This window comes from Nocardioides sp. Root190 (assembly GCF_001428565.1).
GTDB lineage: Bacteria > Actinomycetota > Actinomycetes > Propionibacteriales > Nocardioidaceae > Nocardioides.
In genome coordinates this window covers 351,373-365,018 of record NZ_LMIA01000008.1, presented here as the reverse complement: position 1 = coordinate 365,018, position 13,646 = coordinate 351,373, and the positions used below count along the sequence as shown (strand labels likewise).

Below are 13,646 nucleotides of genomic sequence, written 5' to 3'. Positions count from 1 at the left end.
TTGAACGCTCCACCAACGGGCACCACCCGTGCATGAGCGAGGACCAGAAGCTGCCCCCTCCCCCGGAGCCCGTCGCCGAGCCGCAGGCACCGCCTCCGGGTGGGCCCAACGCGATGGAGGGTGTCGGTGGCGACGGCGCCTATTCGACCGAGCCCCACGACCCCGACCCGCGTACGAACCCGGCGACCGACGAGATCCCGGTGGAGGCGCTCGAGGGCGAGGACACCGAGACCGAAGCGACCAAGGGCAACCCCGAGCCGCCTCCGACGCAGGAGTCCCCCGCCTGAGCAGACGGCGGATGGGGACTCAGCGGATCCGGCGGGTCGCCAGCCTGGTCTCGACCACGCCGCCGTCAGCGGTGCGCTCGACGAAGTACGCCGCCTTGCCGTCGGTCTCGGTGAGCGCCTCCGCGAACGACGAGCCTCGGTAGAGCACGCCGACGCCGTCGTCGGTGGCGTAGCCGGACGGGAGCACGCCGTCCCCGATGAGCTTCTGGAACAGCGGACGTCGCTGCTCCTCGGAGTCGTAGTGGACGCCGTTGGAGAAGGGGACCAGTCCGAGCCCGTTGGTGATGGGGCGCAGGTCCGGGCCGAATGAGTCCGTCGTGCCACCGGTGTGCCAGCAGATCGACCCTGCGGAGACGCCCGTCAGCACGACGCCGGACTCCCAGGCCTCGCGCATGACCTGGTCGACGCCGTGCAGCTCCCACATCGCGAGCAGACCGGCGACGCTGCCACCCCAGACCCAGATCACGTCCTGGGCCAGCAGGTGGCCGCGGACGTCCTCGATGTTGGGCATCGTGAACAGCTGCAGGTGGCTGGCCCGGAAGCCCGCGACCTGCGCCATGTCGTAGAAGTCCCGGATCACCGAGGGCGCGTCACCGCACGCCGTCGCGAGGAAGCACACCCGTGGCGCCCGCCCGTTCACTCCGGCCAGGTCCACGGCATGACGGGTCAGCGGGCCGACCGACCAGCGCGTTCGTGCGCCGGGAACGATGCCGCCCGAGGTTGCGAGAATGGTTGGTTCATCCGCTGGCATCGCATCGAATCTAGCCCACGACGGGGATCAACCGCAGGACGGAGCCTCGGGGAGCGCGTCGGGAACGCCGATCGCGGGCATCCCGAGACCCACGCTCGCCGAGGTCGCCGCAGGCTCGGCCGTACGTCGTTCCCACGCGTCACCGGAGCGGGTACGACGCAACGCGCGCACCGGTCCGTCGGCCACCAGGTGGTGCGGGGCGGCGTGGGTGATCTCGACGGTCACCATGTCGCCGGGACGGGGTGCGCCCTCGACGGCGGAGAAGTCGGCCTCGAAGTGGACCAGCCGGCTGTCCGGGGCGCGACCCGAGAGGCGGTGCGTCGCGGCGTCCTTGCGTCCCTCGCCCTCGGCCACCATGAGCTCGAGCTCACGGCCGAGGAGCTTCTGGTTCTCGGCCCAGGTGATCTCGTTGACCAGCTCGACGAGCCGGTTGTAGCGGTCGGTCACCTCGGCCTTGGCGACCTGGTCGGGCAGGGTCGCGGCGGGGGTGCCGGGGCGCTTGGAGTACTGGAAGGTGAACGCGCCGGAGAAGCGGGCCTCGCGCACGACCTTCAGGGTCTCCTGGAAGTCCTCCTCGGTCTCCCCGGGGAAGCCGACGATGATGTCGGTGGTGATCGCGGCATCGGGCATCGCGGCGCGTACCCGCTCGATGATGCCGAGGAACTTCTCCTGCCGGTAGGACCGGCGCATGTCCTTGAGGACCTTGGAGGAGCCGGACTGCAGCGGCATGTGCAGGCTGGGCATCACGTTCGGCGTCTCGGCCATGGCCTCGATGACGTCGTCGGTGAACTCGGCCGGGTGCGGGCTGGTGAACCTGACCCGCTCCAGGCCCTCGATCGCACCGCAGGCCCGCAGCAGCTTGGAGAACGCCTGCCGGTCGCCGAACTCGACGCCGTACGCGTTGACGTTCTGGCCCAGCAGGGTGATCTCCGAGACGCCCTCGGCGACGAGCGCCTCGATCTCGGCGAGGATCTCGCCGGGGCGGCGGTCCTTCTCCTTGCCGCGCAGCGCCGGGACGATGCAGAACGTGCACGTGTTGTTGCAGCCGACGCTCACCGAGACCCAGGCGGCGTACGCCGACTCACGCTTGGTCGGCAGCGTCGAGGGGAACACGTCGAGCGACTCGAGGATCTCGACCTGCGCCTCCTCCTGCACCCTCGCCCGGTCGAGCAGCGCCGGCAGGGAGCCGATGTTGTGGGTGCCGAAGACGACGTCGACGTACGGCGCCTTCTCGGTGATGGTGGCGCGGTCCTTCTGGGCCAGGCAACCACCCACCGCGATCTGCAGACCGGGGTTCGCGGCCTTGATCGGCGCCAGGTGGGACAGGTTGCCGTAGAGCTTGTTGTCGGCGTTCTCGCGCACGGCGCAGGTGTTGAACACGACGACGTCCGCCTGCTCGCCCTCGGTGGCGGCGGCGTAGCCCGCACCCTCGAGCAACCCGGAGAGGCGCTCGGAGTCGTGGACGTTCATCTGGCACCCGTAGGTGCGGACCTCGTAGGTCCTCGGCTGCGTCGGAGTGCTGGTCATGACCGCTCAAGGTTACGGCTCCCGGGGCTGCCCACCCCAATCGAATGGGAGCGGTCGAATAAGGTCGGCCCATGGCTGACACCGCTCCCTCAGGCTTCGTCGCCCGCAACAACGAGGTCATCGGCAGCATCCTGAGCATCCTCGCCCTCGTGGTGGCGGTGCTCCTCGGTGCCGGACTCATGTTCGGGACCGACACCCGGGGCGTCCGCGCGATCCTCACCGTCCTGACCGTGGCGGGCGGGACCTTCACCCTCTTCCTGCAGGCGATCGGCGCCACCCTGCGCGCCGTGACGCCCGAGACGCAGTGGGAGCTCGAGGAGGCCGAGTGGCGCAGGGACATGGACCTGACGGCCGAGGACCAGCCCGTCGGCCCCACGACGGCCGGCCGGCTCGTCGTGCCGCTCGCCGTCGCGGCGATCGTGCTCGGCCTCTCGCTGAGCCTGCTGCCCGCCATCGTCTGAGCGCACGAACGGTCACGAATTGGTCTCGTAGGACCGTGGTACTAGCCGATCCAGTCCTTCAGGACTAGGTTCGGCCAGCATGACGGTGCCGCTGGTCCAGATGGTCGACGTGCAGAAGTGGTACGGCGAGCTGCACGTGCTCCAGGACATCGACCTGGAGGTCGCGCGCGGCGAGGTCGTCGTGGTCATCGGCCCGTCCGGTTCCGGCAAGTCGACCCTGTGCCGCACGATCAACCGGCTCGAGACCATCGACAAGGGCGACATCCAGGTCGACGGCGCCCCGCTGCCGCAGGAGGGCAAGGCGCTCGCCGCGCACCGCGCCGACGTCGGCATGGTGTTCCAGAGCTTCAACCTCTTCGCCCACAAGACCATCCTCGAGAACGTCACGCTCGGACCGATCAAGGTCCGCAAGCAGTCGAAGGCCGAGGCCGAGACCCGGGCGCAGGAGCTGCTGGACCGGGTCGGGGTCGGCCACCAGGCCTCGAAGTACCCCGCCCAGCTCTCCGGCGGCCAGCAGCAGCGCGTCGCGATCGCTCGCGCGCTCGCGATGGAGCCGAAGGTGATGCTCTTCGACGAGCCCACCTCCGCGCTCGACCCGGAGATGATCAAGGAAGTCCTCGACGTCATGGTCGACCTCGCCGAGCGCGGCATGACGATGATCGTGGTCACCCACGAGATGGGCTTCGCCCGCACGGCCGCGAACCGTGTCGTGTTCATGGCCGACGGCCGGATCGTCGAGACCGCCGACCCAGAATCCTTCTTCACCAACCCCCAGAGCGATCGGGCCAAGGACTTCCTCGGCAAGATCCTCAAGCACTGACCGCTCGTTCCCTCGGGCCAAAGCAAAGGAGCAGTAGATGCGCATCAGGAAAGCATTCGCAGCAACGGCGGTGGGACTGTTCGCCGCCACCGCGCTGGTTGCCTGCGGTGACGCCGGCAGCGACGACAAGGAAGGCGTCGAGGTCGAGGCCAAGGACGACTGCGACGACAAGTTCGAGGAGGGCTCGCGCATGGCTGAGCTCGCCGCGGCCGGCAAGATCAACGTCGGCCACAAGGACGACCAGCCCGGCCTGGGCTTCGAGGGCGCGACCGACGATCGGCCCAGCGGCTTCGACATCGAGATCGCCAAGCTCCTCGTCGCCGACCTGTGCATCGACCCCGAGGGCGACGGCGTCAATTGGGAGGTCACGATCTCCGACAACCGCGAGCCGTTCCTCGAGCAGGGCAAGGTCGACCTCGTCCTCGCGTCCTACTCCATCACCGAGGACCGCCGCCTCAAGGTCGGCCAGGCCGGTCCCTACCTCGTCACCGGCCAGCAGCTGCTCGTGAAGGCCGACAGCGACGTCGAGAGCATCGAGGACCTCAAGGGCAAGGAGGTCTGCTCGGTGACGGGCTCGACCTCGATCGAGCGGATCGACGAGAAGGGCGCCAAGGGCGTCGGCTTCGACAGCTACTCCGAGTGCGTCGCGAAGGTCCTCGACGGGACCGTCGAGGGCATGTCCACCGACGGCACGATCCTCGCCGGTTTCGCCGCCGAGAACGAGGGCCAGCTCAAGGTGGTCGGCGAGACCTTCTCCGAGGAGAACATCGGTGTCGGCTACAGCAAGGCCGAGCCGGAGATGTGCGAGTGGATCAACGACGTGCTGACCGCCTCCTTCGACGACGGCGGCTGGGCGGAGGCCTTCGAGATCACCCTCGGGCCCTCCGGCGTCGAGGTGCCGGACCCGCCGGCCCTGGACCCATGCGCCTGATCTCCTGCGCCTGACCTGAGCACCATCCGCGGATGCGGGTCCCGAGGCCACCCGGCCCGGGGCCCGCAACCGCGGCACGACCGACCCGACGAGACCGACGAGCTGGGAGGAGGCACCGCGTGGACGCCATCACCGAGAACTGGGACCTGTACTTCCGCAGCTTCGGCTACACGGTCACGCTGTTCGTGATCGCCGCCGTTCTCTCGATGCTCTTCGGGACCCTGCTGTGCGCACTGCGCGTGGGCCCGGTCGCCATCATGCGGGCCGCTGCGACGACGTACGTCACGCTCGTGCGCAACACCCCCCTCGTCGTCGTGTTCGCCTTCTTCTCCTTTGCGGCGCCGATGTTCGGACTGACCTTCAGCTTCCTCGACGTCCACATCGGGCAGTTCGACTTCACCGAGGCCTTCGGTGCCGCGGTGGTGAGCATGACGCTCTACACGTCCGCCTTCGTGTGCGAGGCGCTGCGCTCCGGGATCAACGCCGTGCCCCTCGGCCAGGCCGAAGCGGCCCGCGCCGTCGGGCTGACCTTCGGCGGCACGATGACCCAGGTGGTCCTGCCGCAGGCCATCCGGGCGTCCGTACCTCCCTTGGCGAGCGTGCAGATCGCGATGCTCAAGAACACCTCGGTGGCAGCCGCCTTCGGCATCCTCGAGGCGGTCGGTCAGATGCGCCGCTTCACCAACAACTTCAGCTCGCAGCGCACCGAGATCTTCATCTTCTTCGCGCTCGGCTACGTGATCCTGGTCCTGCTGCTGTCGTTCGCGGCCAGCCGGCTCGAGCGGAAGTGGCGGATCGCATGAGCAACAGCGTTCTCTTCGACGCGCCCGGCCCGAAGACGGTCGTTCGCCACCGCCTCTACGCCCTCGGCACCGCCGTGGTCCTGCTCGGACTGGCGTGGTGGATCTACGACGGCTTCAACGACGCCGGACAGTTCGACTACGAGAAGAAGTGGGAGGTGTTCACCACCCCCGACTTCATCCGGGCGCTGCTGGTGGACGGCCTTCTCAAGACCCTGCAGATGGCCTTCGGCGCCATCCTCGGCGCCATCGTCTTCGGCGTCGTCTTCGGCGTCGCGAAGCTCTCCGACCACGCCTGGATCCGTTGGCCGGCGACGATCGTCGTCGAGTTCTTCCGTGCCGTCCCGGTGCTTCTCCTCATGGTCTTCACCTGGTTCAGCCTCGGCATCAAGCAGGACAACAGCTCGTTCTGGGCGGTCGTCATCGCGCTCACCCTCTACAACGGTGCCGTGCTCGCGGAGGTGCTGCGCGCCGGCATCAACGCCGTGCCGAAGGGGCAGGGCGAGGCGGCGTACGCCATCGGCATGCGCAAGACCCAGGTGATGTCGTCGATCCTGCTGCCTCAAGGCGTGAAGATCATGCTGCCAGCCCTGGTCAGCCAGTGCATCGTGGCACTCAAGGACACCGCACTCGGCACCTTGGTGCTCGCGCCCGGCCTGACCAAGGTCGGGACGCAGATCTACCTCGAGTTCAACAACCGGGTGCCGACGATGTTCGTCGTGGCCGCGCTGTACATCACCGTCAACCTGCTGCTCACCCTGCTCGCCAACTGGCTGCAGAAGCGCTACGTCGGCGAGAAGAAGCCGCTCGAACTGACGGCGGTCGGCAACCTCAACGGTGGCGCCGGCGGCGCCGGCGGGACCATCTGACCCGTTCTCACGACGGTCGCGAAGACTTTACTTTCGGCGACCCCTCGGCAACCTCGGGGGTCGCTTGCTTGAAACGATTCAGAAACACTTGGCGGCGAGGGTGAGCGGGCGCCGGGTCACCTGAAGGGTGACTTCTCGGGCGTGCAGGCCCGCCAAGGAGAAAAGTCCCCCATGTCACCAGTGTTCCGCCGGTCCCGGCGGTCGGTGGCTTCGGTCGCGCTCGCGTTGCCGTTGTCCCTTGCCGCACTCGTCCCGCTCTCGTCCCTCACCCCGGCGGCCTCGGCCGCCCCTGATCCGGTCGCCGACGGCGACGGGTGGTCGGTGACCACCGCACCCGGTGGCTACGAGGTGACGGTGGAGCTGGACAAGGAGCTCCCCGTCGTCTCCGACGCCCCGACGATCGAGGTCGACGGCGAGAGCATCGGTCTGGCGACCGAGTCGGCTGACGGACGGTCGCTGACGGTCTTCACCACCGACCGCTCGGTCGCGAACGCGTCCTCCATCGAGTCCGGCTGGGCCAGTCGGTCCGACTCGGGCTCGACCAGGACGGCGGCCGCCGTGCTGCCGGAGGAGAGCAACGCCGCAGCACTCGAGGCCGACCCGTCGGCCTCCGGGAACTTCGAGTGGACCGAGTCGATCTACAAATTCGGCGACCAGTCCATCGACCTGGCCGCCATCGGCGGCATCCGCGGCGAGGTCGAGGGCAAGCTCTACCTGCCCACCACCGGCGGCGAGCGGCCCGTCGTCCTCCTCCTGCACGGGCGCCACACCTGGTGCTACGGCAGCGGTACCGGCAGCTCGAACACCTGGCCCTGCGCTGGTGGCCGCAAGTCCGTCCCCAGCTACCTTGGCTACGACGGCACGGCACGCGCGCTGGCCAGCCGCGGCTACTCGGTCGTGTCCATCTCCGCGAACGCCGTCAACGCCAACGACAACCAGCTCGCCGCCGACCAGGGCGCCCAGGCCCGCGGACAGCTGATCCTGGACACCCTCGACCTGCTCGAGGACGCCAACACCGGCACGTCCGTCGTGCTGCACGACGACGCAAGTGACGCCGACGTCAGCCTGGCCGACGCCCTCACCGCCGGCACCCAGGCACTTGCCGAGCGCGCCGACGGCTTCGTCACCGCACCGGAGCCCCTCGACACCGTCACGCCGGCCGGCCTGGTCGGCAGGTTCGACCTCGACCACGTCGGCATGATGGGTCACTCCCGTGGTGGCGAGGGCGTGACCTACGCGGCTGTCCTCAACACGCAGCGCGAGGAGCCGATCGGCATCGAGTCGATCCTGCCGCTCGCACCGGTCGACTTCGCGCGGATGACCGTGCCGGACGTCGCGATGAACGTGATCCTCCCCTACTGCGACGGTGACGTCTCCAACCAGCAGGGCCAGCACATGCTGGACGACTCGCGCTACGCCTTCGGCGACAACTCGCTGCGCACGGGCACCTGGGCGATGGGCGCCAACCACAACTTCTACAACACGGTCTGGACCCCGGGCGTCTACACCAACGCCGTCAGCGACGACTGGAGCAACAGCACCGCACGTCGTACCGAGCCGACCTGTGGCACCGATCCCACGGTCGCGGCCACCTCGATCCGGATGACCCCGCAGGAGCAGTACGACCAGGGCACCGTCTACATGACCGCCTGGTTCCGGATGACCCTCGGCGGCGAGGACCAGTTCCTGCCGATGTTCGACGGCACCGGCTCGGTTCCGGAGGTGCTCGGCGACGAGGACATCCGCACCCAGGCGACCGCCCCCTCCTCGGCACGCTCCACCATCGCGACCTTCGAGTCGACCAGCTCCCTGATCCGCACCTCGGGCGCTGCCACCGCCACCGTCTGCGCCAGCCTGGCCGGCCGTACGGTCTCGCAGTCGCTGCCGGCGTGCGCCACCTCGGCGATGGCCTCCTCCACGGTCCCGCACTGGACGCCTGCCAGCAACGGCGGCAACGTCCCGGCGACGCCGGTCACCCAGCTGACGTGGACCACTCCCACGGACCAGCTGCGCGTCGCGATGCCCACCGCGGGTCGCAACGTCAGCCGCTTCGACCGGCTCTCGCTCAAGATCGCCGCTGCTGAGTCCGTCGCCACGGACGCCGACCTCACCCTCACCGTCCTGGACGGCAAGGGCGGGACGTACAGCTCGCTGGTCTCGGCGATCAACCCGCAGGCCCTGCGACGCCTGCCGTCCTCGGCCACCGCCACCAGTACCTCGACCCTGAAGAAGCTGGTCCTCCAGCAGGTCGTCGTGCCCAACGAGGACCTCGCCGCGGCCGGCATCGACCTGACCGACGTGCGGGAGATCCGGTTCACCGGTGCCGCTGCCTCTGACGCGACGACCACCGGCGCGGCCTACCTGTCCGACCTGGCCTTCGAGTCGTCGTCGGTCGGCACCCCCGCCGCCGGCGCCGAGCCGGCCCTGGGCGTCTACGCACCCTTCGTCGACGAGGGGAACGGTCCCGGCACCTACGACATCGCCGTGACCCTCAGCAAGCCGTCCAGCACCCGCGCCACCGGCTACGTCTCCCTGCTCGGCTCCACCACGGGCCGGGCGGGCGTTGCCATGGAGAAGGTCGTCCTCGAGCCCGGCGAGACCTGCAAGGTCGTCACCGCGACCCTCAACGGCGACCTCGCCGCCAGCGCGACCAACGGCACCACCATCAAGGCGAGCGTCATCAACACCAGCGGCGCCGTCATGGGCCCGAAGGCGGTCGTGTTCACCACGGTCCGCGAGGACGACGGCGTGACCAGCGGCAGCCCGCTGCCGGCGTACGGCGTCCCGGGCGACGTGTGTGCCGAGCTCGCCTCGCTCGGCGAGACCGGCTCGATCACGGCCAGCGACAGCACCCCGCTGCCGGGCGACGTCATCACGCTCACCGCGGGCGGCTTCCGTCCCGGCGAGTCGGTCGCCTTCACCCCTGAGGGCATCGCGAGCGTCTCCGCGATCGCTGACGCCGAGGGCATCGCCACGGCCACCCTGACGGTTCCGGCCGACGTGACCCGCGGTGCCACCGCGGTGACCGCGGTGGCCGCAGCCACCGGCCTGCGCGCCGAGGGCGATTTCTCCGCCCTGGACGCCACGACCACGACTTTGACCTGGTCGCCGGACGAGGTCGCGATCAACCGGCCGTTCGACCTGGTCGCAACGGTGGGCGGTCCCGACACCGCGGGCACGGTCGAGTTCTTCGACGGCACCACCTCGCTGGGCACGGCCTCCACCGAGGACGGGGTCGCCACCCTGACGGTTCCCGGCCTCAAGGCAGGCACCCACGAGCTGACCGCGGTGTTCGGCCAGACCGACACGGCTCAGTCCTCGACGTCGAACGTGATCACCTTCGCGCTCAGTCGAGGCGAGTCCGCGATCGCGCTGTCCGTCTCCGCGGGCACGGCGAGCTTCGGGACGAAGTCGACGGTCAAGGTCTCGGTCCCGGGCGGCGAGGGCGGCACCGTGACCGTCGACATCGACGGCACGGCCACCGACCACCCCGTCCCCGCTGACGGCACCGTCGTGGTCGCCCTGTCGGCGAAGCTCGCGGTGGGCACCCACACGATCACGGCGCGCTACTCCGGGACCGATGAGCTCGCCGCCGGCGGACCCATCTCGACGGAGTACGTCGTGACCCGCAAGGCGATCGTGCTCCGGGCGACCTCGACCAGCTCCGTGCGTCGAGGAGCCAGGATCACCGTCGGCGTGCGGGCCAGTGGCTCCGTCGCGGCGACGCCGATCACCGGCAAGGCGGTCGTGCAGATGGCCGTCGGAAACGGCACCTTCCGCACCGTCGGCACCGTGAACGTCGTGGGCGGCAAGGCCAACCTGGTCGTCACCGCCACGGCGCCGAGGAGCGCGTCCTTCCTGCGGTTCCGCACCGTGCTGCCGGCCAGCGCGACCTACCAGCGGGCATCCTCCCCGATCAGGGTGGTGAGCCTGCGCCGCTGATCCACACCGGCGAATGCAGGACGGGCGGGGCCGATGGCCCCGCCCGTTCTGCATGTCCGGCCTCACGGCCGCGAGGTCACTTCTTCTTGCTGGTCACCCAGAGCGTGATGGTGCCCTCGATGACGACGGTCCCGTCGGCGAGCACTCCCCTGACGCGCACTGGGAGGTCGCCCTCGGCGGCGTCCCACTGCGCCTGGTCGGTCTCGGCGATGCAGGTGACGTCGCCCGTCGCCTTGGCCGTGTAGGAGATCGACATGCCCTTGGGGATCCAGCGCTTGTCGCCGGGGATCGTGGACTCCGCCAGCCCGCCCATCGCCATCTCGAGGCCGTTGCACATCGCGATCGCGTGCACCGTGCCGATGTGGTTCTGCACGCTGCGGCGCTTGGGGATCACGACCTCGCAGCGGTTGGGGCCGAGCTCGGTCACCCGCGGGTGGATGGTCGCGAAGTAGGGCGCCTTCTGGGCGAACGCGATCGAGAACACGCGCTTGCCGAGGGTGCTGCCGACGACGGGAAGGCCGGTCGTCGTCTTCCAGAGGTTGTGGACCTGAGTCATGGGCCAGACATTACTCGTGAGTAACAACGTCCGGCAAGGTGTCCTCCGGCACGCTGGCCAGCAGCTCGACCCGGTTGCCCGCCGCGTCGAAGGTGTGACACCGCTCGTGACCCTCGAAGGTGTGTCGCTCGCGCCAGTCCACCTCGAAGCCCGCGGCTGCCAGCCGCCCACCGACGCTCTCCAGCTCCGCGACCGACGCGAGCAGGAACGCGGGATGAGCCTTGCGCGCCGGGGCGAAGGCCTCCTCCACGCCGACGTGGATCTCGGCGGTGGTCGAGCCGTCGGCGTCGTGGGACCGGAACCAGCAGCCGCCGCGCCCGGCCAGCTCGGCCGGCTTGGCGACCTCCGTCATCTGGAGGCCTCCGGCATAGAAGCTGCGGGCGTCGTCCTCGCCGCCGCGCGGGCAGGCGACCTGGACGTGGTGGATCCTCATGCGGGCCTCCGGGCGACGACGAAGATGCGACGGAACGGGAGGACGACGCCGTGGCCGTCGTCCGGGTAGGCCGCGCGCAGGCGGGCCTTGAGCTCCTCGACGAAGCGCGGGCGCAGGTCGTCGGGCAGCGCCGCCAGCGTCGGGCGCAGTCCGGTGCCCGACACCCAGGCGAAGACCGGGTCCGGGCCCTGCAGGACGTGGAGGTAGGTCGTCTCCCACGCCTGGACCTCGCAGCCGAGGCCGCGCAGCGCCCGCAGGTAGGTCTCGGCGTCGTGCGCCGCGACATGGGCCGCCCCGGCGGCATGGGTGGCGTAGGGCTCCTGCGCGACCAGCTCGTCGCGCAGCGTGTGGCTGGGCGCGTCCTGGTTCCCCGGCACCTGGAACGCCAGCCAGCCGCCCGGCGCCACCGCACGGACGAGATCGGACAGCAGCTCGAGATGGCCCGGGACCCACTGCAGGGTGGCGTTGGAGACGAGGACGTCGACCCCGCCCGGCGCGGCGGCAGCGAGCCAGTCGCGGAGATCGGCGACGGCGAAGCCCACCCCGGGCTCGTCCGCACTGGCGCGATCGATCATCTCCGGACTGGAGTCGATGCCCACGACGCTCGCCTCCGGCCACCGCTGGGCGAGCAGGGCGGTGAGATTGCCCGGTCCGCAGCCGAGGTCCACGACGACCGCCGGAGCGGCCGCCTCGACGCGGGCGAGCAGGTCGACGAACGGGCGGCCACGCTCGTCGGCGAAGGTGAGGTAGCGCGCCGGGTCCCAGGTGCTCACCGCTGCGCCTGCTGCCGCTCGCGGAGGTGGTCGAGCACCAGCGCGTTGAGCACGTCGGGGCGCTCGAGCTGCACGAAGTGCCCGGCACCCTCGATCACCGCCACCCTGCTGCCCTCCGGCAGGCTGCCCTCGACCCGCCCCGCCCAGCGTGCGTCGAGGCAGCCGTCGTCGGCTCCCTGCAGGTAGAGCAACGGGACCTTCGGCTCCGCGACCCAGTCACGGGCGAGAGGCTGGTAGCGGGCGGGGAGCCGCCAGGCGCGGGGCTGGGCGCGGTAGTAGCCGATCGCAGCCGAACGGTGGGCGTCGTCGGGCAGGGCAGCCGCCAGGTGCGCGAGATCGACGGTGGCGTCGTACCCGGGCGACCAGTGCCGCCAGAGGTGCGCGACGAGACGGTCGAAGGTGCGCTCGGGCAGGTGCGGGACCTGGTTGAAGAGGGTGTACCAGCTCATCCCCGCCTGGCGCGGCAGGATCCGCAACCAGCGGCCGAGGTCGTCGCGGCGCGGATTCATCGTGGTGAACGGCGGAACCGAGATGGACACGATCGACGCAAACGGGTTGGCATCGGAGGCGGCGATGCCGTTGGCGGTGATCGCGCCCCAGTCGTGACCGACGAGCACGGCACGGTCGTCGCCGTCGTGGGCCCGGTGCAACGCGAGGACGTCGTCCATCAGCGCAGGGACGTGGAAGCTGCCGTCGGCGGGGAGCCCGCTCGGCGCATAGCCGCGGGTGAAGGGGGCGATGACGCGATACCCCGCCTCCGCGAGGGCCGGTCCGAGGTGCCGCCACGTGTGGGCGGTGTCGGGGAAGCCGTGGACCAGGACGGCCAGCGGCCGCTCCGCGTCGTCGATCCCTCCCCAGACGAGGCTGGTCAGGACGACCCGGTCGAGTTCCGTCGTGCACTGGCTCACGGGGTGACCCTACGACTCCCACTATCTCGACATCAAGATTCTCGACCGGACCGCTAGACTCGCGCCATGCGGGACGAGGTGGACGAGCTGGTCGAGGCGTGGGCGCGCGAGCGCAGCGACCTCGACCTCGGCCCGATGTCCGTCTTCAGCCGGATCTCGCGGCTGGCCCACCACGTGGACCGGGCCCGGCGCCAGGCATTCACCGCCCACGACATCGAGCCCTGGGAGTTCGACGTGCTCGCCGCGCTGCGTCGCGCGGGTGAGCCCTACGAGCTCTCCCCCGGCCGCCTGCTGCGCGAGACGCTGGTGACGAGCGGGACGATGACCAACCGCGTCGACCGACTCACCATCCGCGGGCTCGTCGAGCGCCACCCCGACCCCAACGACCGCCGGGGCGTGCTGGTCCGTCTGACCCCGGAGGGCAAGGACGCCGTCGACGGCGCCTTCGCCGCCCTGCTCGACGCCGAGCGGGACCTGCTCACCGGGCTGTCGACCCGGGACCAGAAGGAGCTCGCCGACCTGCTGCGGCGCCTGCTGCTCCCGTTCGCCGACTGACTCGCCGACTGATTCGCCGACTGATTCGCCGAC

General features: G+C 70.1%; 14 protein-coding genes. 8 read left to right on the top strand and 6 right to left on the bottom strand.

Going from position 1 to position 13,646, the window contains the following annotated elements; all coding sequences use genetic code 11:
- Window positions 1-32: 32 nt before the first annotated feature.
- Window positions 33-287, top strand: a complete 255-nt coding sequence (locus ASE01_RS08170; protein WP_056749677.1) for a hypothetical protein — start codon at window positions 33-35, stop codon at window positions 285-287.
- Window positions 288-306: 19 nt separating this feature from the next.
- On the opposite strand, the gene ASE01_RS08165 is transcribed toward ASE01_RS08170, so the two are convergent.
- Both ASE01_RS08165 and miaB read right to left on the bottom strand, forming a co-directional pair.
- The gene (locus ASE01_RS08165) at window positions 307-1,038 is read right to left on the bottom strand and encodes a peptidase E (RefSeq protein ID WP_056749676.1); all 732 of its coding nucleotides are present in this window, start codon (window positions 1,036-1,038) and stop codon (window positions 307-309) included.
- A gap of 27 nt (window positions 1,039-1,065) precedes the next feature.
- Window positions 1,066-2,565, bottom strand: coding sequence for a tRNA (N6-isopentenyl adenosine(37)-C2)-methylthiotransferase MiaB (gene miaB / locus ASE01_RS08160; RefSeq protein WP_056749675.1), 1,500 nt, complete (start codon window positions 2,563-2,565; stop codon window positions 1,066-1,068).
- A gap of 71 nt (window positions 2,566-2,636) precedes the next feature.
- Between miaB and ASE01_RS08155 the strand changes: the two genes are divergently transcribed.
- The 6 genes from ASE01_RS08155 (at window position 2,637) to ASE01_RS08130 (ending at window position 10,388) form a co-directional block, all read left to right on the top strand.
- Complete coding sequence (locus ASE01_RS08155; protein ID WP_056749674.1) at window positions 2,637-3,026, top strand: hypothetical protein; 390 nt, start codon at window positions 2,637-2,639, stop codon at window positions 3,024-3,026.
- A 79-nt stretch (window positions 3,027-3,105) separates the two neighbouring features.
- Window positions 3,106-3,846: an amino acid ABC transporter ATP-binding protein gene (locus tag ASE01_RS08150; RefSeq protein WP_056749673.1), complete on the top strand. Its 741-nt coding sequence runs from the start codon at window positions 3,106-3,108 to the stop codon at window positions 3,844-3,846.
- Between the two features lie 37 nt (window positions 3,847-3,883).
- On the top strand, window positions 3,884-4,777 hold the full coding sequence (locus ASE01_RS08145) for a glutamate ABC transporter substrate-binding protein (RefSeq protein ID WP_056749672.1): 894 nt from the start codon (window positions 3,884-3,886) through the stop codon (window positions 4,775-4,777).
- Between the two features lie 119 nt (window positions 4,778-4,896).
- Window positions 4,897-5,580: an amino acid ABC transporter permease gene (locus ASE01_RS08140; protein ID WP_056749671.1), complete on the top strand. Its 684-nt coding sequence runs from the start codon at window positions 4,897-4,899 to the stop codon at window positions 5,578-5,580.
- Window positions 5,577-6,446 (top strand): amino acid ABC transporter permease, encoded by an 870-nt coding sequence (locus ASE01_RS08135; RefSeq protein WP_157537175.1) that lies wholly within the window; start codon window positions 5,577-5,579, stop codon window positions 6,444-6,446. Before ASE01_RS08140 ends, ASE01_RS08135 begins: the two co-directional genes overlap by 4 nt.
- A 171-nt stretch (window positions 6,447-6,617) precedes the next feature.
- Window positions 6,618-10,388 (top strand): Ig-like domain-containing protein, encoded by a 3,771-nt coding sequence (locus ASE01_RS08130; protein ID WP_082605909.1) that lies wholly within the window; start codon window positions 6,618-6,620, stop codon window positions 10,386-10,388.
- A gap of 76 nt (window positions 10,389-10,464) precedes the next feature.
- On the opposite strand, the gene ASE01_RS08125 is transcribed toward ASE01_RS08130, so the two are convergent.
- From ASE01_RS08125 to ASE01_RS08110, 4 genes are read right to left on the bottom strand one after another with little or no spacing between them, the layout of a single operon-like run.
- Window positions 10,465-10,944, bottom strand: coding sequence for a hotdog fold domain-containing protein (locus ASE01_RS08125; RefSeq protein ID WP_056749668.1), 480 nt, complete (start codon window positions 10,942-10,944; stop codon window positions 10,465-10,467).
- Window positions 10,945-10,954: 10 nt separating this feature from the next.
- Window positions 10,955-11,377, bottom strand: coding sequence for a VOC family protein (locus ASE01_RS08120; RefSeq protein WP_056749667.1), 423 nt, complete (start codon window positions 11,375-11,377; stop codon window positions 10,955-10,957).
- Window positions 11,374-12,150: a methyltransferase domain-containing protein gene (locus ASE01_RS08115; protein WP_056749666.1), complete on the bottom strand. Its 777-nt coding sequence runs from the start codon at window positions 12,148-12,150 to the stop codon at window positions 11,374-11,376. The genes ASE01_RS08120 and ASE01_RS08115 overlap by 4 nt, the downstream gene beginning before the upstream one ends.
- Complete coding sequence (locus ASE01_RS08110) at window positions 12,147-13,058, bottom strand: alpha/beta fold hydrolase (RefSeq protein ID WP_056749665.1); 912 nt, start codon at window positions 13,056-13,058, stop codon at window positions 12,147-12,149. Before ASE01_RS08110 ends, ASE01_RS08115 begins: the two co-directional genes overlap by 4 nt.
- A gap of 66 nt (window positions 13,059-13,124) precedes the next feature.
- On the opposite strand from ASE01_RS08110, the gene ASE01_RS08105 reads away from it, so the two are divergent.
- Window positions 13,125-13,613: a MarR family winged helix-turn-helix transcriptional regulator gene (locus ASE01_RS08105; RefSeq protein WP_056749664.1), complete on the top strand. Its 489-nt coding sequence runs from the start codon at window positions 13,125-13,127 to the stop codon at window positions 13,611-13,613.
- Window positions 13,614-13,646 lie beyond the last annotated feature (33 nt).

Coding starts and splice junctions, on each gene's coding strand:
- ASE01_RS08170 (WP_056749677.1), top strand. CDS start 33: ATGAGCGAGGACCAGAAGCTGCCCCCTCCCCCGGAGCCCGTCGCCGAG.
- ASE01_RS08165 (WP_056749676.1), bottom strand. CDS start 1,038: ATGCCAGCGGATGAACCAACCATTCTCGCAACCTCGGGCGGCATCGTT.
- miaB (WP_056749675.1), bottom strand. CDS start 2,565: ATGACCAGCACTCCGACGCAGCCGAGGACCTACGAGGTCCGCACCTAC.
- ASE01_RS08155 (WP_056749674.1), top strand. CDS start 2,637: ATGGCTGACACCGCTCCCTCAGGCTTCGTCGCCCGCAACAACGAGGTC.
- ASE01_RS08150 (WP_056749673.1), top strand. CDS start 3,106: ATGACGGTGCCGCTGGTCCAGATGGTCGACGTGCAGAAGTGGTACGGC.
- ASE01_RS08145 (WP_056749672.1), top strand. CDS start 3,884: ATGCGCATCAGGAAAGCATTCGCAGCAACGGCGGTGGGACTGTTCGCC.
- ASE01_RS08135 (WP_157537175.1), top strand. CDS start 5,577: ATGAGCAACAGCGTTCTCTTCGACGCGCCCGGCCCGAAGACGGTCGTT.
- ASE01_RS08130 (WP_082605909.1), top strand. CDS start 6,618: ATGTCACCAGTGTTCCGCCGGTCCCGGCGGTCGGTGGCTTCGGTCGCG.
- ASE01_RS08125 (WP_056749668.1), bottom strand. CDS start 10,944: ATGACTCAGGTCCACAACCTCTGGAAGACGACGACCGGCCTTCCCGTC.
- ASE01_RS08120 (WP_056749667.1), bottom strand. CDS start 11,377: ATGAGGATCCACCACGTCCAGGTCGCCTGCCCGCGCGGCGGCGAGGAC.
- ASE01_RS08105 (WP_056749664.1), top strand. CDS start 13,125: ATGCGGGACGAGGTGGACGAGCTGGTCGAGGCGTGGGCGCGCGAGCGC.